At 71.6% G+C, this 25,897-nt stretch carries 26 protein-coding genes; 10 read left to right on the forward strand and 16 right to left on the reverse strand.

Annotation, left to right across the window (positions count from 1 at the left end; translation table 11 throughout):
* Positions 1-95 precede the first annotated feature (95 nt).
* Entirely contained in the window at positions 96-1,655 is a 1,560-nt protein-coding gene (locus R9X44_RS07385; RefSeq protein ID WP_319813234.1) for a class I adenylate-forming enzyme family protein, read from the forward strand.
* Here the strand turns inward: R9X44_RS07385 and R9X44_RS07390 are convergent.
* From R9X44_RS07390 to R9X44_RS07430, 9 genes are all read right to left on the reverse strand, one after another.
* Positions 1,588-2,331 carry a GntR family transcriptional regulator gene (locus R9X44_RS07390; protein WP_319813235.1) on the reverse strand — a complete coding sequence of 248 codons (744 nt, stop codon included), beginning with the start codon at positions 2,329-2,331 and terminating at the stop codon, positions 1,588-1,590. The genes R9X44_RS07385 and R9X44_RS07390 overlap by 68 nt on opposite strands.
* A 240-nt stretch (positions 2,332-2,571) precedes the next feature.
* Positions 2,572-4,047: an aldehyde dehydrogenase gene (locus R9X44_RS07395; RefSeq protein ID WP_319813236.1), complete on the reverse strand. Its 1,476-nt coding sequence runs from the start codon at positions 4,045-4,047 to the stop codon at positions 2,572-2,574.
* A complete protein-coding gene (locus R9X44_RS07400) occupies positions 4,044-4,919 on the reverse strand; it encodes an ABC transporter permease (protein ID WP_319813237.1) in 876 nt (291 codons plus the stop codon). Before R9X44_RS07400 ends, R9X44_RS07395 begins: the two co-directional genes overlap by 4 nt.
* A 2-nt stretch (positions 4,920-4,921) precedes the next feature.
* A complete protein-coding gene (locus tag R9X44_RS07405) occupies positions 4,922-5,755 on the reverse strand; it encodes an ABC transporter ATP-binding protein (protein ID WP_319813238.1) in 834 nt (277 codons plus the stop codon).
* 55 nt (positions 5,756-5,810) lie between these two features.
* Positions 5,811-6,830, reverse strand: coding sequence for an ABC transporter substrate-binding protein (locus R9X44_RS07410; protein WP_319813239.1), 1,020 nt, complete (start codon positions 6,828-6,830; stop codon positions 5,811-5,813).
* 157 nt (positions 6,831-6,987) lie between these two features.
* Positions 6,988-7,668 carry an SRPBCC family protein gene (locus R9X44_RS07415; RefSeq protein WP_319813240.1) on the reverse strand — a complete coding sequence of 227 codons (681 nt, stop codon included), beginning with the start codon at positions 7,666-7,668 and terminating at the stop codon, positions 6,988-6,990.
* Positions 7,669-7,671: 3 nt separating this feature from the next.
* Positions 7,672-10,062: a xanthine dehydrogenase family protein molybdopterin-binding subunit gene (locus R9X44_RS07420; protein ID WP_319813241.1), complete on the reverse strand. Its 2,391-nt coding sequence runs from the start codon at positions 10,060-10,062 to the stop codon at positions 7,672-7,674.
* Complete coding sequence (locus R9X44_RS07425) at positions 10,059-10,679, reverse strand: (2Fe-2S)-binding protein (protein ID WP_319813242.1); 621 nt, start codon at positions 10,677-10,679, stop codon at positions 10,059-10,061. Before R9X44_RS07425 ends, R9X44_RS07420 begins: the two co-directional genes overlap by 4 nt.
* The gene (locus R9X44_RS07430; RefSeq protein WP_319813243.1) at positions 10,672-11,538 is read right to left on the reverse strand and encodes a xanthine dehydrogenase family protein subunit M; all 867 of its coding nucleotides are present in this window, start codon (positions 11,536-11,538) and stop codon (positions 10,672-10,674) included. The genes R9X44_RS07425 and R9X44_RS07430 overlap by 8 nt, the downstream gene beginning before the upstream one ends.
* A gap of 192 nt (positions 11,539-11,730) precedes the next feature.
* Here R9X44_RS07430 and R9X44_RS07435 point away from each other — a divergent pair, with 192 nt between their 5' ends.
* Together R9X44_RS07435 and R9X44_RS07440 are read left to right on the forward strand one after the other, a co-directional pair.
* On the forward strand, positions 11,731-12,258 hold the full coding sequence (locus R9X44_RS07435) for a MarR family winged helix-turn-helix transcriptional regulator (RefSeq protein ID WP_319813244.1): 528 nt from the start codon (positions 11,731-11,733) through the stop codon (positions 12,256-12,258).
* A gap of 217 nt (positions 12,259-12,475) precedes the next feature.
* Complete coding sequence (locus tag R9X44_RS07440) at positions 12,476-12,967, forward strand: MerR family transcriptional regulator (protein WP_319813245.1); 492 nt, start codon at positions 12,476-12,478, stop codon at positions 12,965-12,967.
* Between the two features lie 60 nt (positions 12,968-13,027).
* Here the strand turns inward: R9X44_RS07440 and R9X44_RS07445 are convergent, their stop codons facing one another.
* From R9X44_RS07445 to R9X44_RS07465, 5 genes are all read right to left on the reverse strand, one after another.
* A complete protein-coding gene (locus tag R9X44_RS07445) occupies positions 13,028-14,059 on the reverse strand; it encodes a class I SAM-dependent methyltransferase (RefSeq protein WP_319813246.1) in 1,032 nt (343 codons plus the stop codon).
* A 234-nt stretch (positions 14,060-14,293) separates the two neighbouring features.
* The gene (locus tag R9X44_RS07450) at positions 14,294-15,439 is read right to left on the reverse strand and encodes an NDMA-dependent alcohol dehydrogenase (RefSeq protein WP_319813247.1); all 1,146 of its coding nucleotides are present in this window, start codon (positions 15,437-15,439) and stop codon (positions 14,294-14,296) included.
* 324 nt (positions 15,440-15,763) lie between these two features.
* On the reverse strand, positions 15,764-16,153 hold the full coding sequence (locus R9X44_RS07455; RefSeq protein ID WP_319813248.1) for a VOC family protein: 390 nt from the start codon (positions 16,151-16,153) through the stop codon (positions 15,764-15,766).
* 159 nt (positions 16,154-16,312) lie between these two features.
* Complete coding sequence (locus R9X44_RS07460; RefSeq protein ID WP_319813249.1) at positions 16,313-16,741, reverse strand: hypothetical protein; 429 nt, start codon at positions 16,739-16,741, stop codon at positions 16,313-16,315.
* Positions 16,742-16,805: 64 nt separating this feature from the next.
* Positions 16,806-17,225 carry a VOC family protein gene (locus R9X44_RS07465; RefSeq protein WP_319813250.1) on the reverse strand — a complete coding sequence of 140 codons (420 nt, stop codon included), beginning with the start codon at positions 17,223-17,225 and terminating at the stop codon, positions 16,806-16,808.
* 252 nt (positions 17,226-17,477) lie between these two features.
* Between R9X44_RS07465 and R9X44_RS07470 the strand changes: the two genes are divergently transcribed.
* Positions 17,478-18,776: a cation:proton antiporter gene (locus R9X44_RS07470; RefSeq protein WP_319813251.1), complete on the forward strand. Its 1,299-nt coding sequence runs from the start codon at positions 17,478-17,480 to the stop codon at positions 18,774-18,776.
* On the opposite strand, the gene R9X44_RS07475 is transcribed toward R9X44_RS07470, so the two are convergent.
* Positions 18,751-20,142, reverse strand: a complete 1,392-nt coding sequence (locus tag R9X44_RS07475; RefSeq protein ID WP_319813583.1) for an aminobutyraldehyde dehydrogenase — start codon at positions 20,140-20,142, stop codon at positions 18,751-18,753. The genes R9X44_RS07470 and R9X44_RS07475 overlap by 26 nt on opposite strands.
* Positions 20,143-20,469: 327 nt before the next feature.
* Between R9X44_RS07475 and R9X44_RS07480 the strand changes: the two genes are divergently transcribed.
* The 5 genes from R9X44_RS07480 (at position 20,470) to R9X44_RS07500 (ending at position 24,460) form a co-directional block, all read left to right on the forward strand.
* Positions 20,470-21,630, forward strand: a complete 1,161-nt coding sequence (locus R9X44_RS07480; RefSeq protein WP_319813252.1) for a metallophosphoesterase — start codon at positions 20,470-20,472, stop codon at positions 21,628-21,630.
* Positions 21,631-21,677: 47 nt separating this feature from the next.
* Positions 21,678-22,481 carry a MerR family transcriptional regulator gene (locus R9X44_RS07485; protein WP_319813253.1) on the forward strand — a complete coding sequence of 268 codons (804 nt, stop codon included), beginning with the start codon at positions 21,678-21,680 and terminating at the stop codon, positions 22,479-22,481.
* A complete protein-coding gene (locus R9X44_RS07490) occupies positions 22,478-23,104 on the forward strand; it encodes a GyrI-like domain-containing protein (protein ID WP_319813254.1) in 627 nt (208 codons plus the stop codon). The genes R9X44_RS07485 and R9X44_RS07490 overlap by 4 nt, the downstream gene beginning before the upstream one ends.
* A gap of 55 nt (positions 23,105-23,159) precedes the next feature.
* Positions 23,160-23,660: a hypothetical protein gene (locus R9X44_RS07495; protein ID WP_319813255.1), complete on the forward strand. Its 501-nt coding sequence runs from the start codon at positions 23,160-23,162 to the stop codon at positions 23,658-23,660.
* A gap of 68 nt (positions 23,661-23,728) precedes the next feature.
* Positions 23,729-24,460: a Sir2 family NAD-dependent protein deacetylase gene (locus R9X44_RS07500; protein WP_319813256.1), complete on the forward strand. Its 732-nt coding sequence runs from the start codon at positions 23,729-23,731 to the stop codon at positions 24,458-24,460.
* A 55-nt stretch (positions 24,461-24,515) separates the two neighbouring features.
* Here the strand turns inward: R9X44_RS07500 and R9X44_RS07505 are convergent, their stop codons facing one another.
* Positions 24,516-25,103, reverse strand: coding sequence for a PepSY domain-containing protein (locus R9X44_RS07505; RefSeq protein ID WP_319813257.1), 588 nt, complete (start codon positions 25,101-25,103; stop codon positions 24,516-24,518).
* A gap of 118 nt (positions 25,104-25,221) precedes the next feature.
* Between R9X44_RS07505 and R9X44_RS07510 the strand changes: the two genes are divergently transcribed.
* Entirely contained in the window at positions 25,222-25,896 is a 675-nt protein-coding gene (locus R9X44_RS07510) for a response regulator transcription factor (RefSeq protein ID WP_319813258.1), read from the forward strand.
* The last annotated feature ends 1 nt before the right edge of the window (position 25,897 follow it).

A 25,897-nucleotide genomic window follows, 5' to 3' on the forward strand; every position in this document is an offset into this window, starting at 1 on the left:
TTTCCACACATCTGCCGACCTGATCCGAAAGAGTGCAGGCTGGATGGCCAGGATGACCCTTGTAGGCACAGAACGTTAAATATATGATCCGGGTCGTGAACGTTGCCGCACTCCTCGCCTCGACGGCGACCCGCCACCCCGACCGCGCAGCCCTCGTCCACGCCTCGGGGCGCGCCTCCTATAGCGTGCTCACCGAGCGTGTCGCCCGCCTTGCCACGGGCCTGCGGGAACGCCTTGAGCCCAGGTCACGCGTGATGTTGATGATGAACAACGGGCCTGAGTTCGTGGCGGCGCTGTGGGCGGCGTTCTGGGCGGGGATGGTCGCGGTGCCGGTCAACCGGCATCTGCACGCGCGGGAGGCCGCGTACGTCGCGGACCACGCCGCGGCGGGACTCGTCATATACGATCAGCATACGCGTGAGACGGTGACCGCGTCCGGAATCCTCGGCGGCACTCTTGGCGTCGAAGCCGCCTCACCTGCGTGGACGGAGCTGGCGGCGGCGCGGCCCGCGCCCGTCGCCGACGTGCGGCCCGACGACCCGGCCTGGCTGTTCTACACCTCGGGCACCACCGGACGGCCCAAGGGCGCGACCCTCACGCACCGCAACCTGATGGCGATGACGCTGAACTACTACGCGGACATCGACCCGGTCGGCCCCGACACCGTCTACCTGCACGCGGCCCCGCTCTCGCACGGCAGCGGCCTGTACCTGCTGCCGTCGGTCGGGCACGGCGCGACCAACGTCATCGCCGACGGCGAGAGCTTCGACCCCGTCGCGTTCCTCGCCCTCGCCGACGAGCACGCCGCCACCCACGCGGCGTTCCTCGCGCCGACGATGCTGCGCCGTCTCACCGACGCCGCCCAGGCGGCGGGCCGCTCCCCCGCGACGCTCCGGCACATCATGGTCGGCGGCGCGGCGCTGTATGAGCAGGACCTCGCCGACGCGATCGCCGCGTTCGGCCCGGTCGTCGCGCAGATGTACGGGCAGGGCGAGTCGCCCATGACCATCGCGTTCATGCCGCCGGAGCTGCTCACCGAACGCGACGCCGAGGACTCGAACTGGCGCTCGTGCGGCCGTCCGTTCACCGGGATCGAGGTGCGGATCGGCGACGGCCCGACCCCCGGCGAGGGCGAGATCCTGGTGCGCGGCGACGTCGTCATGGCAGGGTACTGGAACGACCCGGAGGCGACCGCGCGGACCGTCACGGACGGGTGGCTGGCCACCGGCGACGTCGGCAGGTTCGACGCGCGCGGCTTCCTGTACCTGACCGACCGTTCCAAGGACGTCATCATCTCCGGCGGCTCCAACATCTACCCGCGCGAGGTGGAGGAGGCGCTGCTGCTGCACCCCGGGGTGCACGAGGCGGTCGTGGTGGGCGTGCCCGACCCGTCGTGGGGCGAGTCGGTGCGCGCGTACGTGGTGCCCGCCGAGGGCGCGCCGCCGCCGAGCGAGGCCGAGCTGATCGAGCACTGCCGCAGCCGCATCGCCTCGCTCGGAAGCCGAAGTCGGTCGTGCTCGTCGGGGAGCTGCCCAAGAGCGCGAACGGCAAGGTGCTGCGCCGCGTCCTGCGGGAGGAGGCGGCGCGCTAGCGCAGGGCGAGGGCAGCGATGCCGGACAGGCACGCCGCCTCGTTGTTCGACAGGTGCTCGCTGATGGCCCGCCGGATCTCCGCGGGGGACCCCGAGCGGGCCGCCGCGTACAGCGCGCGGTGCGCGACCTCACGTGACTTGCGGTTGTGCGACGGCACCGCGTAGGTGTCGAACACGACGCGGGTGTAGCGGTCGCAGGCGTTCCACAGCTGGGTGAGGATGCGCAGGTCCCATTCGGTCGCGGCCGGGCGCAGGTACACCATGTGCAGGTCGTGGTGGAGCGTCCACAGGTAGTCGGCGTCGTCGGTGATGTCGGACTCCTCGCCGACGTACAGGCTGAGCAGCCGTTCGGCCTCGGCGAAGTCGTCGTCGGTGAGCATCGAGCAGGACCGCGCCGCGAGGTCGGGTTCCAGCATCTGGCGCAGCCGGAATATAGCCCGCAGTTCGTCGCGGTCGAGCGGGCTCACCATCGCGCTGCGGCCCGGCCGCAGCACGATCAGGCCCTGTGCCTCGAGCCTGCGCAGCGCCTCGCGGACGGGGATGTGACTGACCCCCAGCTGCGCGCTCAGCTCGGCGATCGAGAACTTCTGGCCGGGCGGCAGCGCCCCGGACAGCACCGACCTGCGCACCTGCGCGGCGACCTTCTCCACCGCCGAGTCCGCGGCCTCACCCTGACGGCGGCGGGGGTCGGGGGGCGCCTGGGTCACGGATTCCGCGGCCTCATCGGGGACATCAACCATATATTCAATCTACCGTAGCTCTCCGTGCCCCCGCATCCCAAAGTGCTGGTTCCCCGGTTCTCGTGGATTTCATGGTGTTATTTCATATATCACTTGGACTTAAGAGATCGGGACATCCAGGACTGCGCTGCGGCTCTTATCAGGGCCTTGACCTCGACTCCGGCACGGAATCCACCCATAACGCACACCGGCCCGGATATATCCGTGGGGATATATCCGGGCCGGGGTCGGGGACGTGCGTCAGTCCGCCCAGGGGATGGGGGTTCCGCTCACGTCCACATAGACGCTCTTCTGGCGCTGGTAGGCGCGGATGGCGTCCGCGCCCTTCTCGCGGGTGGAGCCGGAGTCCTTGAAGCCGCCGAAGGGGGTGGCCACGGACAGTTGTTTGTAGGTGTTGATCCAGATCTGTCCGGCCTGGAGGGCGCGGGCGGTGCGCCACGCCTTGGGGAAGTCGCGGGTCCAGACGCCCGCCGCGAGGCCGTAGACGGTGTCGTTGGCCTGGGCGATGAGGTCGGACTCGTCATCGAAGGGGATGACGACGAGGACCGGGCCGAAGATCTCCTCCTGGGCGATCCGTGACGCGTTGGTCACGCCGGTGATGATCGTCGGACGCAGGTACGTGCCCGCCGCGAGGGCCGGGTCGGCGGGGCGTGCTCCCCCGGCGACGACCTTGCCGCCTTCGGCGACGCCGAGCCCGATGTACTCCTCGACCGAGGTGCGGTGTCGGTCGGTGATGAGCGGGCCCATCTGGGTGCGTTCGTCGCGGGGGTGGCCGACCCTGAGCGCGTCGGCGCGGGCAGAAAGGCGGGCGACGACCTCGTCAAGGACGGAACGCTGCACGAACAGCCGCGATCCGGCGATGCACGACTGGCCCTGCGAGCTGAAGATCCCGTACAGGACGCCGTTGACCGCCACGTCGAGGTCGGCGTCGTCGAACACGATCGTCGGCGACTTGCCGCCGAGCTCGAGCGACGTCGTCATGAGCTTGCGCGCGGCGGACTCGGCGAGCCGCCGTCCGGTGTCGGTGCCCCCGGTGAAGGAGACGTGCCCGACGGCCGGGTGGTCCACGATCCGCTGCCCGACGGTGCCGCCCGCGCCCGGCAGGACGCTGACGAGCCCGGCCGGGAATCCGGCCTCGAGCAGGATCTCGCCGACCTTCAGCGACACCAGCGGCGCCCATCCGGCGGGCTTGAGCAGCACCGCGTTGCCGCCCGCGAGCGCGGGGGCGAGCTTCTGCGCGTCCGAGGCGATCGGCGAGTTCCACGGGGTGATCGCGCCGACGACGCCGATCGGCTCGTGCACCGAAAGCGTCAGATACTGCCCGCGCGGGACAGTCAGGCGCTCGTCTGAGCTTTCCAGGACGGCAGCGACATAACGGAAGGTGCCCGCCGCGCTGGCGACCAGCGCCCGCGTCTCGGTGATGGGCTTGCCGTTGTCGCGCGACTGGAGCAGCGCGAGTTCCTCGGCGCGCGCCTCGATGATCTCGGCGGTCCGGGTGAGCAGCCGCGCCCTGACGTGCGGCAGCATCCGCTGCCACGCCGGGTCGGCCTGCGCGGCGACGGCCCGGGCGACGGCGTCGTCAACGTCGAGCTCGGACGCGGCCGCGACTGTCGCGACGGTCGTGCCGTCGGCGGGGTCGACGCTGGCCAGCGGGCCGCCGCGCCCCTGCGTGGGGACGCCGCCGACGAGGATGGGAAGCAGGTTCTCGGCCATCATGACTCGCTCGGCAGGAAGCCGGTCTGCCGCCAGAAGACCACCCGGCGTTCGATGAGGTCGACCGCGAGGTAGACCAGGAACGCCATCACCGACAGCAGGATGACGAACGCGAACACCCGGTCGAGCGCGAAGCCGACCGACGCCGTCTTCACCATGACGCCGAGGCCCTCACCGCCGCCGAGGAACTCCGCGACGATCGCGCCGATGACCGCCAGGACCGAGGCCGACTTGAGGCCCGCGAACACGAACGGGAGCGCGTTCATCAGCTTGAGCTTGACGAACCGCTGCCACGGCGTCGCGCGCAGCGACTTGAACAGCTTGTCCTCGTCCTCGTCGATCCCGGCGAGGCCCGCGGCGGTGTCGACCATGACGGGGAAGAACGCGATGACCGCGGCCATGACGACCTTCGGGGCCATGTCGAACCCGAACCAGGCGACGAACAGCGGCGCGAGCGCCACCTTCGGCGCGGCGTACAGCGCGATCATCAGCGGCTGCAGGACACGTCGGCCGATGACGGTCTCGGCGATGAGGACGCCGAGCACGACGCCCGCGACGGCCGCGATGAGCAGGCCGTAAAGGGTCTCCTGCGCGGAGATCAGGAAGTTGTCGAACACCGGGCCGCCGGTGAACAGGTCGGCGGTGACGTCCCACAGCGCCGTCGCGGTGTCCCACGGGGTCGGCAGGACGTACTCGTTGACCCACCCGAGCGAGATCGCGCCCTGCCAGACGGCGACGAGCAGGGCCAGCGCCGCGGTGAGCAGGATCGGGGTGGGGATGCGCTCCATAAGCGGTTTCGCGGCCTTCGCGCGCGGCGCTGCCTTGTCCGGCTGCGCGGCGACCCGGGGCGGGGTCGCGGTGGCGGGCTGCGTCATGGTCAGTGCTCCTCGGTGCCGGAGGACGCCGCGTCGTAGCCGGTCTTCAGCAGGTCGCGCGCCTCACGGACGTAGTTCTGGAACGGGGCCGAGGTCATCACCTCGGGGTCGCGGGGCTTGGCGAGGTCGACGTCAACGACGCCCGCGATCCGGCCGGGCCGCGCGCTCATCACCACGACGCGGTCGGCGAGGAACACCGCCTCGCTGATCGAGTGGGTGACGAACACCGCGGTACGGCCGGTGAGCGCGCAGATCCTGGCGAGTTCCACGTTCATGTGCTCGCGGGTGAACTCGTCAAGCGCGCCGAACGGCTCGTCGAGCAGGAGGACGCTGGGCTCCTGGATGAGCATGCGGCAGATCGCCGCGCGCTGCTGCATGCCGCCGGACAGCTCGTTCGGCATCTTGTCGGCGAAGGCCGCCAGGCCGACGAGGTCGAGCAGCTCGTCGGCCTTCGCCGTCGCGGCCTTCGCGGCCCTGCGGCCACGGGAGATCTCGATCGGCAGGAGCACGTTCTCCCGGACCGTGCGCCAGGCGAGCAGGACCGCCTTCTGGAACATCATCCCGACCTCGTCGGGGACGCCCGCGACATCGTCGCCGCCGACCCGGACGATGCCCGAGGTCTGCGGCAGGAGCCCGCCGATGATGTTGAGAAGCGTGCTCTTCCCGCATCCCGAGGGGCCGAGCAGCGCCACGAACTCCCCCGGCGCGATGTCAAGGGACACCGGGCCGAGGGCGTGGACGGTCTCCCCGTCGCGCGTGAAGGTCCGGACGACGTCGCGGACGTGCACTGCCGCTCCCGTCGCGGTCGTGTCGGCCGCGGGTCGGTCCGCGGTCATTCGGTGCTGTGGCATGCTTCCCTCTCGATCGCCCTCGCGCTGGCGCGCCTGGCGCTTACTTGCCGGTCGAGTTCCAGGCTTCGACGTGGTCGTTGGTGACGGCCTTCGCGCCGTCGGCCGAGTCGATGAGCTTCAGGTCGGCCAGCTGCGCGGCGAACGCGCCGAAGCCGTCGGTGTCGATGTGGCCGTACTTGCCCTGCGCGCTCTCCGGCAGGGTCAGCAGGTCGCTCACCCGGTCGTAGATGACCTTGGCGAACGCCGGGTCCTCGGTCTCCTCGGGCGCGTGCTTCCCGCAGATCTCGATGACGCCGTCGGGGTTGGCCAGGCCCCACTCGGTGCCGCGCGCGAGCGCCCGGCCGACCTTCTCGATCGTCTCGGTGTTGGCCTTGGCCCACTTGTCGGTGGCGACGAGGAAGTTGTCGACGAGCTGCGGCTCGTTCGCGACGTGCAGCGCGGTCACTTCCAGGTCGCCGCTCTTGATGACCTCCTCGTCGAAGAACGAGGCGGAGTAGGCGTCGACCGTGCCCTTCTTGAGCGCGGTGGCGGCTGAGGAGCCGTCGCCCACGGCCAGCTGGCTGTAGTCGGCGTCCTTCTTCAGCCCGGCCTGCGAGGCGAGCCACTCCTGGTAGATGACGTCGCCGCCGCCGGGCGCGCTGATGCCGATCTTCTTGCCCTTGAGGCCCGCGACGTCGCTGACGCCGGAGTCCTTGGTGGTGATCACCGAGAAGGTGCTCTTCTGGTACAGGGCGTAGAACGCCTGGAGGCCCGCGCCGGTGGCGGTCGCGGCCAGGTAGGCGTTCGGCGCGGCGGCGGCGAGCTCGGCCTTGCCGGTGAGCGTCGCCTGGACCGCGCCGCCCGAGCCGTCGGTCGCCTCGAACGACGCCTTGACGCCCTCCTCCTTGAAGTAGCCCTTGTCCTCCGCGACGTAGAGCGGGTACCAGGACAGGCAGCTCGCGAAGGGCAGCGCGACGGTGACCTCGCCTGACGCCGCGCCCGCGTCGTCGCCGCCGCCACAGGCGGAGGCGAGCATGGCCGTGGTCGCCAGGGCGGCGGTGGCCAGGAGCTTCTTCGACATGGTGATCCTCTTCTCAGAGCATGACTTCTTAGTTCAAGAAGTATTAGTCCTAAGATTTTAGGTGCCTAGACTTCTGCTGTAACAATTCCGTTAATGCGCTGGTCAGGACCGCATTTGCGATGCTTTTGCGGGACCTTTCCCGGTATCTGCGAGGGGGTCAGTCGCGCGTCAGGCGGTAGCCCGAGGTGCGGCGGCCGAGCAGGAACGCGAGCAGCAGGCCGAGGACCACGGCGAAGGGGGCTGCCTTCTTCACGAGGACGGGGCCCGCGACGGAACCCAGGTCCAGGGGGGCGGCGGCGACCGGCGCGAACGCGGGCTGGGCCGGCACCGCCTGACCCGACGCGGGCTGGGACGTCGCGGGCTGGGCGGGGGCGGCGGGGGCCGGGTGGGCCGGTTCCGGGGTCGCCGAGAGGGCCGCCTGGATGTTGGCGGCGAAGGCCGCGACGACCTTGTCGCCGACCTCGCTGATGACGCCGCGCCCGAACTGGGCGGCCCGTCCGGAGATGTCCACGCGGGTGTCCACCACGACGCGGGTCGCGCCGCCCTCGTCGGCGAGGCGGCACACCACGTCGGCGGCGACCGCGCCCGCGCCCTTGGTCTCGGCGGCCTCGACGCGGAGCGCGACGGTGTCGGCGTCGCCGTCGAGGAAGCGGCCCTTGCCCCGGTAGGACATGGTGATCGCGCCGACCTTGACGCTCATCCTGCCGGTGAACTCGACGCCGTCGAACCCGTCGAGGACCGCGCCCGGCATGCACGGCGCGAGCCGCGTGACGTCGTGCAGGACGCCCGCCGCCTCGCTCGCCGGGACGGGCACGGTGAAGGAGTGCTGAAGCTCCATTGCTTACCTTTCTGACGTGACGCCGGGGGACGCCGCGCGGATGAGGTCCTTGACCCGGCTCGGGGTGAGCGGGCCTCGGGTGACGTGGACGTGGTCGGGCCCCAGCGCGTCCTCGACGGCGTTGGCGATGACGGCGGGCGGCGCGATGGCCCCGCCCTCGCCGAGGCCCTTCACCCCGAGGGGGTTGAGGGTCGAGCGGGTCTCGATGTGGTCGAGCACGTAGGGCGGGGCCTCGGCCGCGGTGGGCACGAGGTAGTCCATGTAGGTGACCGAACGCGGCTGCCCGTCGGGGCCGTACTCCATCTCCTCGTAGAGCGCGCCGCCGATGCCCTGCATGACGCCGCCGGTGACCTGGCCGTCGGCGACCATCGGGTTCACCACGCGGCCGCAGTCGTGCACGATCGCGTACGAGACGATCTCGGTCTTGCCGGTCCGCTCGTCCACCTCGACGATCGCGCCGTGCGCGGCGCTGGCGACGGTGACGGTCGGCGGCTTGAAGAACGTGGTCTCGCTGATCACCGCGCCGGGTCCCGTGCTGGTGCCGGGCACGAGCAGGGGGGCGCGGCGGGCCGCGAGGTCGGCGAGGTCGATCCCGGCCTCGGGCTTGTCCACCGGACGCACCACGCCGGCCACGATCTCCAGGTCCTCCGGCGCGACGCCGAGCAGGCCGGCGGCGTCGGCGAGCACCTGGTCGCGGACGGCCAGCGCGGCGAGGTGGATCGCGTTGCCCGCGGTGACCATGCTGCGGCTGGCGATGGTGCCGACGCCGTGGCCGATCGCGGCGGTGTCGCCCTCGCGCAGGTCGATCCGGTCGAGCGGGACGCCGAGCGCGTCGGCGGCGACCTGGGCGAACACCGTCTGGTGCGCCTGGCCCTGCGAGCTCGCGCCGGTCGCGACCCTGATCCTGCCGGACGGCAGCACCGTCACCGAGCCGCTCTCGAACGGGCCGAGTCCGGTGCCCTCGATGTACAGGGCGAGGCCCACGCCGAGGCGCTTGCCGGGGGCGACGTCGCCGTCGCGCTGGCGTCGCCGGATCTCGGCGACGTCGAGGTGGCCGACGAGGCGGCGCAGCAGCTCGGGGAAGTTGCCCGAGTCGTAGGTCTGCATGGTCCCGTCGCGGTACATGAGGCCGGTCCGGTGCGGCATGTTCTCCGGCTGGACCAGGTTGCGGGCGCGCAGTTCGTGCGGCTCGATCCCGACCTTCCTGGCAAGACGGTCCATCGCGCGTTCCATCGCGAAGACCGCCTCGGGACGGCCCGCGCCCCGGTAGGGGGTCGCCATCATCGTCGTGGTGACCGCGCCGCGCACCCGCAGGTCGAGCGACGGGATCACGTACGGGCCGATCACGTGCGTGAGCGTGTTGTAGGGGACGACGAGGCCGGTGAGGTTGGCGTTGCCGAGGTTGATGACCGCGTCGTCGCGCAGGGCGAGGAGGCGGCCTTCGGCGTCGGCGGCGAGGGTGATGTCGTGGACCTGCTCGCGGGCGTGCGAGGAGGACGTCAGGTTCTCGGTGCGGTCCTCGACCCACCGGACGGGACGGCCAAGCCGGTGCGCGGCATAGGGGACAAGGACATCCTCGACATACTGGACGCCCTTCTGCCCGAATCCTCCGCCGATGTCGGGCGCGGTGACCCTGACGTCGGACGGGTCGAGCCTGAGGGTCCCGGCGATGACCTCGCGGAGGCGGTGCGGGGTCTGGGTGGAGGCGAAGACCGTCAGGGACCCGTCGCGCGGGTCGAGGGAGACCGCGACGCCGCGCGTCTCCATCGGCGAGGCGACATACCTGTGCGACCTGTACCTTTCGGTCACCACGTGGACGGCCTCGGCGAGGGCCGCCTCGACGTCGCCGACCTTGCCCTCGACGGAGATCGCCAGGTTGTCCTCGGTGCCCGGCACCACGACGGGGGCGTCCGGCGCGAGCGCGTCGAGCGGATCGACCAGCGCGGGCAGCGGGGAGTAGTCGATCTCCACGAGCTCGGCGGCGTCCTCGGCCACGTACCTGTCTGCGGCGACGACCATCACGACGGCCTGCCCGACGCACGTCACCCGTCCGTCGGCGAGCAACGGCACGGGCTGGAGCCGCGAAAGCGGGCGAATCGCCTCCCGCACCTGCTCGGGAATCCGCATCTCGGCCTCAAGGAACAGCTCAGAGACCGTGTCGCGAATGTCGTCCCAGGCGTAAACGGCGACAACCCCGTCAAGCGCGCGGGCCGCCCCGCAGTCGATCCTGGTGACCTCCGCGTGCGCGTGCGGACTCCGCACGAACGCGATCTCCAACGCCCCCGGCAGCGCGAGGTCGGCGAGAAACCGCCCCCGCCCGCGCAGCAGCGCGTCATCCTCCTTCCGCTTGACCGGCTGCCCGATCAACCCGCCCGACGCATTCACCACGCTCATCCCTCAACTCCTTCTCGCTCGACACCGGCCGCATCAGCCCGCGCGGCTCCCCCACCGACCCCGGCGGCCGCGACGTCAGCCCGCTCAGCCCGCGCGCGGGCGTCCTCAGCGCTCGCGGGGGCGGTGGGTGCGGCCGTGTCGTGGGGGCAGGGGGTGGTGAGGGCCTGGTGGGCGGCGGCGGTGATGTTGCGGTAGCCGGTGCAGCGGCACAGGTGGCCGGAGAGGGTCTCGGCGATCTCGTCCTCGGGGACCTCGGCGGTGGCGGCGCGCTCGTGGAGGGCGACGAGGCTCATGACGATGCCGGGGGTGCAGAAGCCGCACTGGAGGCCGTGGCAGTCGCGCATCGCCCGCTGGACGGGGTGCAGCTCGGTGTCGGACGGGGCGACCGACTCGATGGTGCGGATCTCGCGGCCCTCGGCCTGGACGGCGAGCGTCAGGCAGGCGCGGACGGGCTTGCCGTCCATCAGGATCGTGCAGGCGCCGCACACGCCGTGCTCACAGCCGACGTGGGTGCCGGTGAGGCCGAGGCGGTCGCGGAGCGCGTCGGTGAGCAGCATGCGGTCGGGCACGGTGAGGCGGTGCGCGGCGCCGTTCACGGTGAGGGTGATCTCAGGCATCGGTGCTCCTGGCGAGCGCGTCGGCCAGCGCCACACCCAGCAGGTGGGCGGCGACCTCGCGGCGGTAGTCGGCGGAGGCGTGGCTGTCGGAGGACGGGGTGAGCGAGGCGGCGGCGAGGCGCGCGGCCTCGTCGAACGCCTCCTCGGTGGCCGGGCCGCCGGTCAGCAGCGCCTCGGCCTCGGGCAGCCGGACGGGGGTCGAGGCGACGCCGAACAGCGCGAGGCGCGCCTCGGCGACGGTCCCCGCCTCGGCGCGCAGCAGCGCCGCGCAGCCGACGAGCGCGAAGTCGCCGCTGCGCCTGGCGACCTCCTCGAACGCCCAGCCGGTGCCGGGCGCGGGCAGCGGGAACTGCACGGCGGTGACGATCTCGTCGGGGGCGAGCGCGGTGTCGAACGTGCCGGTGAAGAAGGACGCGGCCTCGTGGACGACGGGACCGCGCGGCCCGTAGGCGAGGATTCGCGCGTCGAGCGCGAGGGCCAGCGCGGGCAGCTCGGCCGACGGGTCGTGGTGCGCGATGCTGCCGCAGACCGTGCCGCGGTTGCGGATCTGGGAGTGGCCGATCCGGGAGATCGCGGCGGCGAGGATCGGCAGGCGCTCGCGCACGAGGGGGTGCGCGGCGACGTCGGCCTGGGTCGCGGTCGCGCCGACCTCGAGGTGCCCGTCCACGAGGTCCACGTAGTCCAGCGCGCTGAGCGCGCCGATGTCCACGAGGGTGCCGGGGCGGGCGAGCCGCATGTTGAGCATCGGGACGAGCGACTGCCCGCCCGCGATGACCTTGGCGTCGGGGTCGGCCGCGAGCAGGTCTACCGCCTCGGTCAGCGAGGCGGCCCGGCGGTAGGCGAACGGCGCGGGCTTCACTGCCGCCGCCGCGCGTGTGTGGTCATGGGGATGACTTCCTCTCCTTGACGTTCCCGGCGGCTGCGCCCCGGCCTGCTTCGCCCGGCCGCCTGTGTCGCGGGCCGTACACTAGAAGCCTTGATACTGAGTTTTATAGCTTAGACCAAAGATACTTAGCCCGGAGCGATCCGGGGTCCGGGTGGGGAGATCCGCATGGCAGCCGACGAGACATTCCGTGACGAGGTCGACGAGATCGTCGACCAGTGGCGGGAGCAGCGCCCCGACGTGTCCCCCGACGCGATCGGCGTCTTCGGCAGGATCACCCGCATCAACATCGCCCAGCGCGCGATCCTGCGCGAGGTCCACGAGCGGCACGGCCTGACCCTCGCGGCCTTCGACGTCCTGGCGAACCTGCGCCGCTCGGGCGCGCCGCACCGCAAGACCGCGGGCGAGCTCGCCGAATCCTCCCTGCTCACCTCGGGCGGGATCACGTTCCGGCTCGACAAGATGGAGGCCGACGGCCTGATCCGCAGGACGCGGTCCAAGGAGGACCGCAGGGTCGTCTACGCCGAGCTCACCGAACTCGGCCTCGCCAAGATCGACGAGGTGTTCGCCGAGCACCTCGCCACCGAGCAGCGCATGCTCGGCGGGCTCGCCGAGGCCGAGGCCGCGCTGCTCACCGCGCTGCTGCGCAAGCTCGGCGCGTCGGTGGACGCCAGCGCACAGCCCGTCGAGGGCTGACCCCGCCCCGCGCATTACTCCCCCGTTCCGGCCGCCCCCTGCCCGGCACCGCGTCATCCCAGGTCAGCGATGTGCGATGTCCGATTTCGACCGGTTCCAGTGTGCGAACTCAAGTACGCTTGAGTACAAGCCCGCCGCCCCGGGAACATCACGGAGAGTCCCGAAGTCATCCGAATTCGGAACACAAGGGCGACGCCGGGGGTAAGGGGGAATCGGGATGGGTGAGTTGTATTCGATCACGGAGGTCGCGGAGCGGTTCGGCGTCTCGGTGCCGACGCTGCGCTACTACGAGGACATCGGGCTTGTCCCGTCGTCGGCGCGGCGGGGCAGGGTGCGGCACTACGACAGGGCCGCGCTTGAGCGGCTGGCGTACGCCCAGCTCTGGCACCACGACGGCATGATGACGCTCGCCGACACCCTGGCCACCATGCGTGCGCCGCGCGCCGCCGACCGGCACGCGCGGATCACCGCCCAGCTGGAGACCACCCGGGCGCGGATCAGCCGGCTGGAGCGCGCCGCCAAGGTCCTGAACCACCTGCTCGACTGCCCGCGCGACCACCCGCTCGACTGCCCCGTCACCGGGGCCCACATCCGCGCCCGCGTCGACGCGATCATGTCCGGCGAGCCCTACACCGAGCCCTTCCCCAACCCCGCGGACCTCCCCGCCCCCGAAGACTCCCCCGAGCGCGACGACCCCACCGAGCCCTAGCGCTCACCCGGGCGGCGGAGCCGTCCGAACGCGACAGCGTCCGTGAAGGACCTGCCGGGGTCAGACGCGGCGGGCGATGAGGCGGTAGGCGTTGGTGTGGCCGGGGATGAGGTGGCGGACCGTGTGGTCGAGGACGAACGCGACGGCGACCGTCGGGACCGCGGTGAGCAGGGCCGCGTAGTGCCGCAGACGGCCGACGAGGGTCGGCTTCGCCCAGGGGCGTGACGGTTTGGGGCCGAAGGCGTTGAGGACGACGAGGGAGGCGAAGACGAAGTCGTGCCCGAGGTCGGCCTTGGACCTGACGACCTCCACGACCTCGAACCCGGCGTCCGTGACCGCCTTGGCGAGGTTGGCGTGCGGGAACATGTGCAGGTGCTGCGGCTGCATCCACTGGAACCAGTGGTTCCCGAACAGCCTCGCGAACGCGCTCTCGGGGTCGGGGACCTCGATCTGGAGGAACCCGCCGGGGTCGAGCACCCGCGCGGCCGCCTCGATCTCCGCGAACGGCTCGGTGGTGTGCTCGAGGTAGTGGTGCATGCTCACCACGTCGTAGGAGCCCGCGAGTTCCGGCGCGAGGTCCACGAAGGAGCCGCGGTGCGCCTGGGCGACCCAGCCGCGGTCGAGTCCCTTGACGATGCCCGCGCCCTGGTCGAGTCCGGCGAATTCGGTGTCCGGCCAGACGCCTTTGGCCTCTTTGCAGAAGTGCCCGAAACCGGCCCCGACGTCGAGCCAGCGTTTGGGCTGCGCGCCGTGCGCCCGAAGGGTGCGCGCGCGGCGCCGGTAATCGCGGGCGACGAGCCCGAATCCGAATTCCGTGGACGCCTCGCCGAGCCCGTCATAGGTGTCGCGATAGTAGAAGCCGAGTCCTTCTCCGGTGAGCCGCGGGTTCTGGAAGACATGGCCGCACGCGCGGCATCCGTCGAGCGTGAAGACGCCCGGCTTGTGCTGCACGATGTCGGGCGTGACCGCGCGGACCGCCAGGTCGGACGAGCCGCACCACACGCACTCGGTGCGCCGGGGCTCGAAGAACCTGTCGACTCCCCTGGCGATCTCCGGTGCGTAATAGGCGCGCGCTTCGTCCTCTGCGGTCATAGCGAGCAAATGTAGCCGCACAATTCTCAGGGCAATATTCCGCCAAGTGTGATGTATCTCACATTCACCGAGGCAACCTCATCCGTGACTGGACAATCAACTGCCTTTCGTCAACCGTCCAAGGAATGAGACGTCCGGAATTCGGAAAACTCCCGGAAACATTGTGGCGGGCCCGTCCCGAAATGCGGACGGCCCGGCCGCCGCGAAGGCGTCCGGGCCGTGGGAAGGCGGGGTCTAGTACTTGATGATGCCCCGGATGTTCTTGCCGTCGCGCATGTCCTTGTAGCCCTGGTTGATGTCGTCAAGGGTGTACGTGGTGGTGATCAGCTCGTCGAGCTTGAGCTTGCCCTCCTCGTACAGGCGCAGGAGGCGGATGATGTCGCGGCGCGGGTTGGAGTTGCCGAAGATGCAGCCGACGAGTTCCTTGCGCTGCATCGACAGGTCGAACAGGTTGATCTTCACGTCCTCCTGCAGGATGGGCGCGACCGCGGTGCAGACGGCCCTGCCGCCCTTGGTGATCAGGCTCATCATCTGGCCGATGAGGTCGCCCGTCGCCACCGAGGTGGTGAGGATCGCCTTGTCGGCCATCGCGCCCCACGTCAGCTCGCCGACCTTCGCGAACGCCTCCTCGACGGTCGCGGCGGTGTGCGTCGCGCCGAACTCGGCCGCCTTCTCGCGCTTCCACTCCACCGGCTCGATGCCGACGACGTGCCGCGCCCCGGCGAGCGCCGCGCCCTGGACGGCGTTCATGCCGAGCCCGCCGAGCCCGATGACGACGACGGTCTCCCCGGCCCGCACGTCTGCCGCGTTGACCGCCGAGCCCCACCCGGTGGTGACGCCGCAGCCGACGAGGGCCGCCTTGTCGAGCGGGATCCAGTCATCGATCTTGATGCACGAGGTCTCGCTGACGACGGTGTAGGGCGCGAAGGTGCCCGTGCACGCCATGATGCCGAGGTCGGTGCCGTCGAGCGCGTGGTGGCGTGCCGTCATGTCGGTGATCTGGCGGCCCGCGAGGATGAACGCGCCGAGGTCGCACAGGTGCTGACGCCCCCGCGCGCACGACGGACACCGCCCGCACGCCGGAATGAACGACAGGACGACGTGGTCGCCCTCCTTGAGTGTGGTCACGCCGGGGCCGACCTCGACGACCTCGCCCGCGCCCTCGTGGCCGCCGATGATCGGGAACTGCTGGACGCCCATCAGTTCCGAGATGTCGGGCCCGAGCACCATGTCACCGGTGACGAGGTGCTCGTCGGAGTGGCACAGTCCGGACGCCACGAGCTTGATCTTGACCTCGCCGGCCTTCGGGTCGTCAAGCTCGATGTCCTCGACGCTCCAGTCGCCGTTCTGTTCCCACAGGATCGCTGCCCGAGTCTGCATGTGTTCCCCTTCAGGGGTCGGACCGTCGTGGCAGTCGCGCTCGCGCCTTGACGCGGCTTCCCGACAGGTGCGGTCGATATTGCTTCAGAACCTCACTGCACGAGGGAATCGCCGCGCCTGGACCAGCACGTGTGAAAGCCGTGGTCCCGTCTTCCGCTCAGTCGTCAAGTTGGCACCTCCGAAGGGGTGGCAGGAGGCCGTCGCCACGCAGCATGTCACGTTCTGGACGCCGCGGACAATATCGGGAGGGTGCCCCCGCACAACCGGGTCAGGGCCGACTGTGCGGGGGCACCCTCTCCGGGAGCCGTACGGACGTGCCGGGGGCTAGGCGTCCGTCATGATCTCCATGTTGTGGCCGTCGGGGTCCAAGAAGTAGACGTTGCGCCAGGTCATGGCGCGGCCGACGGTGTAGGGGCGGGTGTGGTTGGGGTCGCCGTAGTAGGTGATCTCCTCGGCCTCGAGGCGGGCGACCATGGCGTCGAAGGCGTCGCCGGGGACGTGGAAGGCGTAGTGCTGGCTCTGGATGGGGCCGTCGGTGAAGGCGTAGTAGTCGAGCGTGACACCGTTGCCCAGGAGGATCGGGAGGAACGGGCCCATCCGGTGGCCGACCTCGAGGCCGAGGATGCGGGCGAGGAAGGCCGCGGAGGCGGCGCGGTCGGAGGCGTGCACGACGGTGTGGTCGAGGCGGACGCCGGAGGTGTGCTGCGCGGACATTGGTGACCTTTCCGGTTTCTTCTGCTCGGTGCGCATGAGGCGCGAAGGTGCGGAGAAGCGGAAAGGGCGGCGGGCCGCGTGCCCGCCCCGGCCTCACTCGGCGGCCGGGGAACCCTTCCGTGCGCGGCGCGAGGCCGACCCGGCAGTCACCCGTTCAGCCTAACCCCGCGCCCTGCGCTCGATCAACGCGAGCAGCCCGGCGGGGCCGTGGCACAGGTTCACCATCTGGTCGAGCATCAGCCGCAGTTCCGCTCCTTCGACGAGTTCGGTGGCGGTCCGTCCCGGGCGCAGGCTGAGCAGCGCCCACACCTCCTCCCGGGGACCGAAGGTGAGGTGCGCCCAGCGCGGCGGGAGTCCGCCGAGGAGGTATTCGTCGGGGAGGTCGGCGAACTCCTCGACGCGCCAGACGGCGCAGGTGTCCGGGATCGTGACGCCCTGGCCGTCGGGGGCGAAGCGTTCGGCGAGCACGTCGGCGAGGGGGCTGCCGTAGTACCCGGCGAGGCTGACGGCGCAGCCGAGGAAGTCGGCGAACACCCGCCGCGGGTCGTCGGTGGCGGCGAGGATCCCGTCCCGGTGCACCTGTCGCATGGCGAAACTCCATAGGGGCCGTGGCGGGGGCGTCCCCCAGGAATAGCAGGACGCCCCCCTCACGTCACCCGGATTGCGCGGGCTCCAGCTGCTGGAGGAACACCCACAGGTGGTGGAACGGGTCGGTGAGGATCGCGGTGCGCGCCCCGTAGAACTGGTCGGCGGGGGCCTGGTCGAGCCGCGCCCCCGCGGCGACGGCACGGGCGGCGAGCGCGTCGACGTCGTCGACGTACACGTGCAGGGCGACGGGCGGCGCGCCGGGCACGGGCGGGCCGAAGGGCGGGTGCGGGTCGGAGAGCATCAGGGTCGATCCGGCGACGCTGATCTCGGCGTGGAAGATCGAGCCGTCGTCGTCGGTGAGCCGGAACAGCTCGGTCGCGGCGAACGCGCGGCCGTAGAAGGCGATCGCCTCCGCCGCGTCGGCGACGGCGATGTGCGGGATGACCGCTGCGTTGTAGTGCTCGGGGGCCGTGGTGCTCGCCATGGGCGTGCCTCTCTCGTCTGTGGGCGGTGCGATCACGACGCTAGGACCTGAACCTGACTCAAGGTCAAGGCACTCGACGCGATCACGAGATCGCCGGAAATGTGATGTGCGCCACCGGACCCGCGACCTTGTCAGCGTGATCAATTTAGGTAAGCCTTGCCTAAGTAGAACCGACCCCTCACGGCAGGCCCAGTCGCGCGTCCGGCAGACCGCTCCCCCCTGGAGGTTCGCTTGTCGTCAGCTTCCGCACCCGTGGCGACCCTTCCCGCAGAACAACTGCTCGTCTTCCTCCTCCAGGTCGGCGCGCTGCTCGCGCTCGCCGTCGGGCTCGGCGCGCTCGCGCGGCGGCTCGGGATGCCCGCGATCGTCGGCGAGCTGTGCGCGGGCGTGCTGCTCGGGCCGTCGGTCGCCGACCACCTCTTCCCCGGGTTCACCGCGTGGCTGCTGCCGAAGGACCCCGGCCAGTTCCATCTGCTCGACGCGGCCGCGCAGCTCGGCGTGCTGCTCCTTGTCGGGATCACCGGAATCCAGCTCGACCTCGGACTGCTGCGCAGACGCGGCATGACCGCCGCGCGGGTCAGCCTGTTCGGGCTGCTCGTGCCGCTCGCGCTCGGCGTCGGCGCGGGCCTGCTGCTCCCCGGCAGCCTGCTCGGCGAGGGCGCGGACCGCAACGTGTTCGCGTTCTTCCTCGGCGTCGCGATGTGCGTGAGCGCGATCCCCGTCATCGCCAAGACGCTGATGGACATGGGCCTGCTGCACCGCGACGTCGGCCAGCTCACCCTCACCGCCGGGATGTTCGACGACGCCGTCGGCTGGTTCCTGCTGTCGATCGTGTCCGCGATGGCGACGGTCGGCGTCACGACCGGGACCGTGGCGACGTCGATCGGGCATCTGGGCCTCGTGGTCGTCGCGGCGTTCCTTGCCCGGCCGCTGCTGCGGCGGCTGCTGCGCGCGACCGGCGACGACACCGGCCGCACCGTCTCGGTGCTGGTCGTCGTGATGATCCTCGCCGCCGCCGCGACGCACGCGCTGAAGCTCGAGGCGATCTTCGGCGCGTTCGTGGCCGGCGCGGTGATGGGCACGACCGGCGAGGTCACCGCAGAGCGCCTCGCCCCACTGCGGACGCTGGTGCTCGCGGTCCTCGCCCCGCTGTTCTTCGCCACGGCGGGCCTGCGCATGGACCTCACCGCGCTCGCCGAGCCGTCGGTGCTCGGCGCGGCGCTCGCGGTGCTGGCGATCGCGGTCGTCGGCAAGTTCCTCGGCGCGTTCGCCGGGGCCGCGCTCAGCGGGCTGAGCCGGTGGGAGGCGCTGGCGCTCGGCGCGGGGATGAACGCGCGCGGCGTCGTCGAGGTGGTGGTGGCGATGGTGGGGCTGCGGCTCGGCATCCTCACCACCGCCACTTACACGATCATCGTGCTCGTCGCGATCGTCACGTCGCTGATGGCCCCGCCGACGCTGCGGTTCGCGATGCGCAGGGTCGCGCCGACGGCCGAGGAGGAGACGCGGGAGCTGGCGTTCGCGCCGGTCAGGGCGTCCCGTGGGCCGTCATGACGTGCTTGACGCGGGTGTAGTCCTCAAGGCTGTAGGCCGACAGGTCCTTGCCGTGTCCGGACTGCTTGAAGCCGCCGTGCGGCATCTCCGCGGCGAGCGGCCCGTGCGCGTTGAGCCAGACGCAGCCGAAGTCGAGGTCGGCCGAGAGCCGCACCGCGCGGCCGTGGTCGGCGGTCCAGACGGACGCCGCGAGGCCCTGCGGGACGCCGTTGGCGAGCGCGACGGCCTCGGCCTCGTCTGCGAACGTCTGGACGGTGACGACCGGCGCGAAGATCTCCTCCTGGACGATCTCGTCGTCCTGGCGGACCCCGTCAACGACCGTCGCGGCGAGGTGGAACCCGCGGTCGCCGACGCGTGAGCCGCCCGCCCGTACCGTCGCGTGGGCGGGCAGCCGCTCCAGCAGGCCGAGCACCCGAGTGAGCTGCGCCGCGCTGTTGAGCGGGCCGAAGTCGCCGCCGTCCTCGGGCGCGAGGCCGGTGCGGGCGGCGTGGGCGCGTTCGGCGAGCGCGTCGGTGAACGCCTCGTGCAGGTCGCGGTGGACGAGGACCCGGGAGGCGGCCGTGCAGTCCTGTCCGGCGTTGTAGAAGGCCGCGTCGGCGACGGCGGCGGCCGTGGCGACGGGGTCGGCGTCGGCGAAGACAAGGACCGGCGCGTTCCCGCCGAGCTCAAGGTGGGTCCGCTTAAGCGCGCTAGCGGCCGACTTCGCTACCTCGGCCCCCGCGCGGGTCGACCCGGTGATCGAGACCATCGCGGGGACCTCGTGCTCGACAAGCGCGCGGCCGGTGTCGCGGTCGCCGGTGACGACGTTGACGACCCCGGCGGGCAGGTGCCGCGCGCAGACCTCGGCGAGCAGGACAGTCGTGGTCGGGGTGGTCTCGGCGGGCTTCAGCACAGTCGTGTCGCCCGCCGCGACGGCCGGGCCGATCTTCCACACCGCCATCATCAGCGGGTAGTTCCACGGGGTGATCTGGGCGCAGACGCCCAGGGGCTCACGGCGGATCGAGGACGTCAGGCCGGGCAGGTACTCGCCGGTCGCGCGGCCCTCCGGGGTCCTCGCGGCTCCGGCGAAGAAGCGCAGGGCGTCGGCGCTCTGCGGGATCTCGTCGGCGAGCACGAGGGCGCGCGGTTTGCCCGTCTCGCGGCATTCGGCGTCGGCGAACTCCTCGGCGCGCGCCTCGAGCTCGTCGGCGATGGCCAGGAGCGCGGTCATCCGCTGGGCGGGGGTGCTCTTGCGCCATGTCGCGAACGCGTCGCGGGCGGCGCGGGCGGCGGCGTCGACCTCGGCGGGACCGCACAGCGCGACCCTGCCGCACACCTCGCCGGTCGACGGGTCGACCAGGTCGAGCGCACGGCCGTCGGCGGGCATGACGCGCTCGCCCGCGATCAGTGCGGGAAGTGTCTTGATGGTCACGCGGAGGCTCCCTTGCGGCGGGCTGGGGTCGGGGCGACGTCGACCCACCCTAGGGTCGCCGCGCGCGCATCTCACTGGACGTTTCACCCCAAGTCAGGGCGGGATCAGGATGAATCATCCCGGTTGCCGCGCTCGGGTTCGGGCTCGCGCTCACCTGGACCGACGGCCGACCCGGGTTCCCCGGTACAGGTCGCGCAAACCCGACGAAGGTCACGGGAACAGGGCCGTCCGGACGATCGTTTCCGTGACGGAAAGATTCTGTAGGCGAGAGGGTGGGGCGGCATGGCGGTGGACTCGGCTGCGCGGCGGCCTTCGGCGCTGCGACCTGTGCTGATCGGCGGCGCGCTGGTCACGATCATGGGGCTGCTGTTCGGCGTGCCCTGGTGGACGCTCGTCGCCGCGCCGGGCTGGGGCGAGCCCGCCTTCGCGGTCGGATCGGCGCTGTTCGCGGGGGCGGCGCTGGCGACCCCGTTCCTGATGTTCGCCGGGCAGCGGCCCGGCGGCGACCGGCTGTCGGTGGCCGGAAGCGTCGTCCTGGGGGCGGCGTGGGTGCTGTTCAGCCAGTCGGTGCTGGCCGTCGTCGTCCGGGTCGGGCTTGAGGCGGTGGGCGTCGCGGACGCGGCGCGGATCACCGCCGCCTGGGTCGCGGCGGTCTCGGCGGGCCTGCTGGTGTGGGGCTACTACGAGGCGATGCGGGTCCCGCGCGTCAAGGAGGTCGACGTCGTCCTGCCCAGGCTCGGCAAGGGCCTCGACGGGGCGCGGATCGTCCTGCTCACCGACACCCACTACGGCCCGACGGACCGGGCCGCGTGGTCGGCGAAGGTCACCGAGGTCGTGAACGCGCTGGAGCCCGACGTCGTCGCGCACACCGGCGACATCGCCGACGGCACAGTCGCGCAGCGCCGCGCCCAGGCCGCTCCGCTGGCCGACGTCGAGGCGAAGCTGGCCCGCGTGTACGTCACCGGCAACCACGAGTACTACGGCGACCCGCTCGGCTGGCTCGCGCACATGCGCGACCTCGGCTGGCAGCCGCTGCACAACCACCACGTGGTGGTCGAGCGCGGCGGCGACAGGCTCGTCCTGGCCGGGATCGACGACCACACCGCGCACCACTCGGGCCACCCTGGCCACCGCGCCGACCTCACCGCGGCGCTCGACGGCGCGGACCCCGACCTGCCCGTCGTCCTGCTCGCCCACCAGCCCAAGCAGGTCGCGGTCGCCGAGGCCGCCGGGATCGACCTCCAGCTGTCCGGCCACACCCACGGCGGGCAGATCTGGCCTTTCCATCACTTCGTCCGGATCGACCAGCCCGAGGTCGCGGGCCTGTCCCGCCGCACCGACCGCACCCAGATCTACACGAGCCGGGGAACCGGCTTCTGGGGCCCGCCCTTCCGCGTCTTCGCCCCGAGCGAGATCACCCTCCTTAAGCTCCGCGCCGCCTGAGCGAGCCTGCTGGACCCTCCCCCCGTGGGAGGGTCCACGATGGGGGCATGCGGCAAGATCTGCTCACCATCGGGCGTTTCGCCCGACTGTGCCGCCTCAGCGTGAAGCGGCTGCGGCACTACGACGACCTCGGCCTGCTGCCGCCCGACCGGGTGGACGCCACGACCGGCTACCGCTACTACGCGCCCGAACGCGCCCCCGACGCCCTCGCCGTCGCGCTGCTGCGCGACCTCGACGTGCCGCTCCCCGCGATCGCCGCGGTGCTCGCCGCCTCCGGCGAGGAGCGGGCTGGGCTGCTGCGCGCCGAACGCGACAGGGTCGCCGCGCGGATCGCGCGCGACCGGGCACGGCTCGCGGTCCTCGACAGGCTCGCCGAAGGCCGGGCCCTCGACTACAAGATCGCCCTCGCCGAGGTGCCCGCACTGCGCCTCGCCGCGGTGCGGGCCGTCTGCGGGCCCGCCGACCTGGGGGCGCGGACCGGCGAGTGCGTCATGCGGCTGCTCGCCGCCATGACGGACGCCCGGTGGGCCCCTCCCCTGTACGGGATCTTCCCGCTCGACCTCGTCGACGGCATGACGGTGTCGGTCGGCGCGCTCGCCGAGGGGGAGCCGCCGGGGACGTCCCCGCTGGCCCTGCCCGCCGTGAACGCGGCAGTCACCCTGCACCGGGGGCCTTACGAGGAGATCCCGCTCGCCTACCACGCGCTGCTCGTGTGGATCAGCGGGCGCGGGCTCGCCCCGCGCGGGCCGGCCCGCGAGGAGTATCTGACCGGGCCCGGCGAGGCGGGGCCCGAGAATCTGCTGACCAGGCTCGCCGTTCCGGTCGGGCCCGCCGAGGAGGAGGGGCTATGAGCGAGGACTTCAAGAAGACCTATCGGGAGCTGTACAGCGCGCGGGCCAGGCCGTCGGTCGTGGAGGTGCCGGAGCTGGGGTTCCTGCGGATCGACGGGGTCGGCGCGCCCGAGGGCGAGGTGTGGTCGGCGGCCGTGTCCGCCTTGTACACCGCGTCCTACGCCGTGCGCGCGGCACTGAAGGGGGCGGGGACGCTCGTGTACACCGTCATGCCGCTTGAGGGGCTGTGGTGGCCGGGCGACGGGCAGCGTTATGAGGAGTCGGACCGTGACCGCTGGCACTGGTCGATGATGATCATGCAGCCGCCGCAGGCGGGGGACGAACTCGTCGCGACGGCGTTGGAGGGCGCGGCGCGCAAGAAACCGGGACTGCCGCTCGCCGACGTGCGGTTCGCCCCGTGGCGTGAGGGCCGCTGCGCCCAGATCCTGCACACCGGGCCCTTCGCCGACGAGCCCGCGACGCTCGAGCGCCTGTACGCGCACATCGCCGAGGCGGGCCTGGAGATCGCCGGGAAGCACCACGAGATCTACCTGTCGGACTTCCGGCGCGCCGCGCCCGAACGGCTCAGGACGATCCTGCGGTACCCGGTCGCCGAGGCCGGAAGCACGGCTTCGGCTCGGTAAAACGGCGGAAAAGCGCACACTACTTGAGGTAGTCGCGTCGCTACCCTGTGCGCTTATGCGTTCTCTCTGCGCCCTCACCGCCGCCGCCCTGCTCGTTCTGCCCGCGTCCGCCGCCTCGGCCGCGCCGACCGCCGGGATGATCGTCCCGATCAAGGTCGTGGAGGCGGGCGGGCAGGCGATCGACGTCCAGCTGCTGTACTCGTGCGAGCCGAAGAACGAGACGGCGGTGCTGTCCGTCGCGTTCGGCAAGACGTCGAAGGGGCCGTCCGCGCGCGCGAAGGCGCCCTTCGGGAAGATGCGGGAGAAAGTCGAGTGCGGGGTGCTGCGCCGGCACACCGTCCGGGTCCCGGTGCTGCGCGACGGGCCCGTCCCGGCCGGGGAGAAGATCACCCTCACCAGCGAGCTGCACGCCGCGAACGGGGTCAGGCTGCACTCGGCGACGAGTTCCAAGAAGGTGCAGGCCAACATCAAGAAGAAGGGCGGCGGCGGGCTCGGCAAGGGCAACCCGCTCGGCAACCCCTTCGGCGGCCTGTTCGGCGGCCTCCTGCCCTCCTGACGCGCCCCGGGCCGCGTCCCCGCCTAACCTTTTGCCCGGTGGGGGCGCGGGCCCCTATGTTGCAGGGCATGGAGGACCTTTCCTGGGCCAGGGGCGTGCGGCGGGTCACCGCCTTCACCGGAGCCGGAATCTCGACGGACTCGGGCGTGCCCGACTACCGGGGGCCGCAGGGCCTGTGGACGAAGGACCCGGCGGCGGCCGACATCTTCACCTATGACCGCTTCCTCGCCGACGCCGAAGTGCGCCGCCGCTTCTGGGAGGTGTTCTCCGGCCGCCAGGGCGAGGTGCAGCCCAACGTCGCGCACCGCGCGCTTGCCGACCTCGAGGCGTCCGGCTCCGCGGTGCGGATCGTCACCCAGAACGTCGACGGCCTCCACCAGAAGGCGGGGTCGTCGCCGCGCAAGGTCGTCGAGCTGCACGGCTCGCTCACCACCGCGTCATGCCTGGACTGCGGCGCGCGGACCACCGCGGCGTCCGCGCTCGCGCAACTGCCCGCCGAACCCCTGTGCGGGTGCGGCGGGCCGCTGAAGCCGTCGATCGTGATGTTCGGCGAGTACCTGGACTCCGACGTGCTGAGCCAGGCGCGCAGGATCGCCGCGGCCTCCGAGCTGTTCCTCGTCGTCGGCACCACCCTGCAGGTCGAGCCCGCCGCGTCGCTGTGCGGCCTCGCGGTCGACCTCGGCGCGCGGCTCGTGATCGTCAACCGCGACCCCACCCCGTACGACGACCTCGCCACCGCGGTCATCCGGACCCCGATCGGCGAGGCGGTCCCCGCGATCTGCGCGGAGCTCATGGCCTGACACGGCAGAACGCCCCGGGACGATGGTCCCCGGGGCGTCGCGTGGTGCCTTGCGGTCAGGTGGAGGTCGGCGACGGGGTCGCGGTGGCGTTCGCGTCGTCGGCCGGGACCTGGAGCTCGTGCTCGGCGCCGTCGTCGGCCTTGACCGTCACGTCCCACACCGGCTTGTCGCCCTCGTCGCCGAAGTCGACGGACTCCAGCGTGCCGGGCTGCGTCTCGGTCGCCTTCTTGACGGCGTCTGCGGCGGTCACCTTGGCGTCACGGATCTTCTTTGCCTCGTCGGAGTCGCCGTCGGTCTCCTGGTCGCCCGTGACCTCGCCGGACGTGCCGTCCACCGTCACCTCGTGCCACTTGTCGTCGTCGGTGACGACGGTGACCTTCCACGACGGCGGCTGGCTCTCGTCGTCGAGCTCGGTCGCGGCGATCTTGCCGGAGACCTTCTCGTTGGCCTTGGTCATCGCCTGGTCCGGCGTGATGGCCGGGGCGGCGGGCTGGGTGCCCTCCGGCGGGGCCGTCGGCGTCTCGGTCGCGGCGACGACGGGGACGCGAAGGGCGGAGTCGGCGGAGGCCAGGGCGGTCCCCGCGGCGATCCCCGCGGCTGCGGTCGCGGTGAACGCCAGGGCGATCACGGTCTTGGCGGGCATCGGTGCTCCTTACTTGACGCGGTCTATCCGATCAGCGCCCACGCTGCCCTAACCGTCCTGAAGAGACCCTGAAGCTGGCTGAAGCGTGCTTCAGCATGGTTTTGGCAAGGTTGAGGGTATGAGACTGCTGATCGTCGAGGACGAACGCCGCCTCGCGCTGTCGCTCGCGCGCGGGCTGCGCGCCGAGGGGTACGCCGTGGACGTCGCGCACGACGGGAGCGAAGGGCTGTTCCTGGCGTCCGAGGAGGACTTCGACCTGATCATCCTCGACGTGATGCTGCCCGGCATGAACGGCTACCGGGTCGCCGCGGCGCTGCGGCGCGACGGCGTCCAGACCCCGATCCTGATGCTGACGGCCAAGGACGGCGAGTACGACGAGGCCGAGGGGCTGGACTGCGGCGCGGACGACTACGTGACCAAGCCGTTCTCTTATGTGGTCCTGCGCGCCCGCATCCGCGCGCTGTTGCGGCGGCGGCAGCGGGCCGGCGCGCCCGTCATCGAGGTCGGCGACCTGCGGGTCGACCCCGCCGGGCAGCGGGTGCGCAGGGGCGAGGAGGAGGTCACGGTGACGTCGCGGGAGTTCGCGGTCCTCGAGTTCCTCGCGGCGCACGCCGAGGAGGTGGTCTCCAAGCGGCGCATCCTTGAACACGTGTGGGACTCGGCCTACGACGGCGACCCCAACGTGGTCGAGGTGCACGTCAGCGCGTTGCGCCGCAAGCTCGACGCCCCGTTCGGCAGGCGCTCGATCGAGACGGTGCGCGGCTCCGGGTACCGCCTGACGGCCGGGGCGTGAC

The organism is Actinocorallia sp. A-T 12471, from assembly GCF_033875155.1.
Lineage (GTDB): Bacteria > Actinomycetota > Actinomycetes > Streptosporangiales > Streptosporangiaceae > Actinocorallia.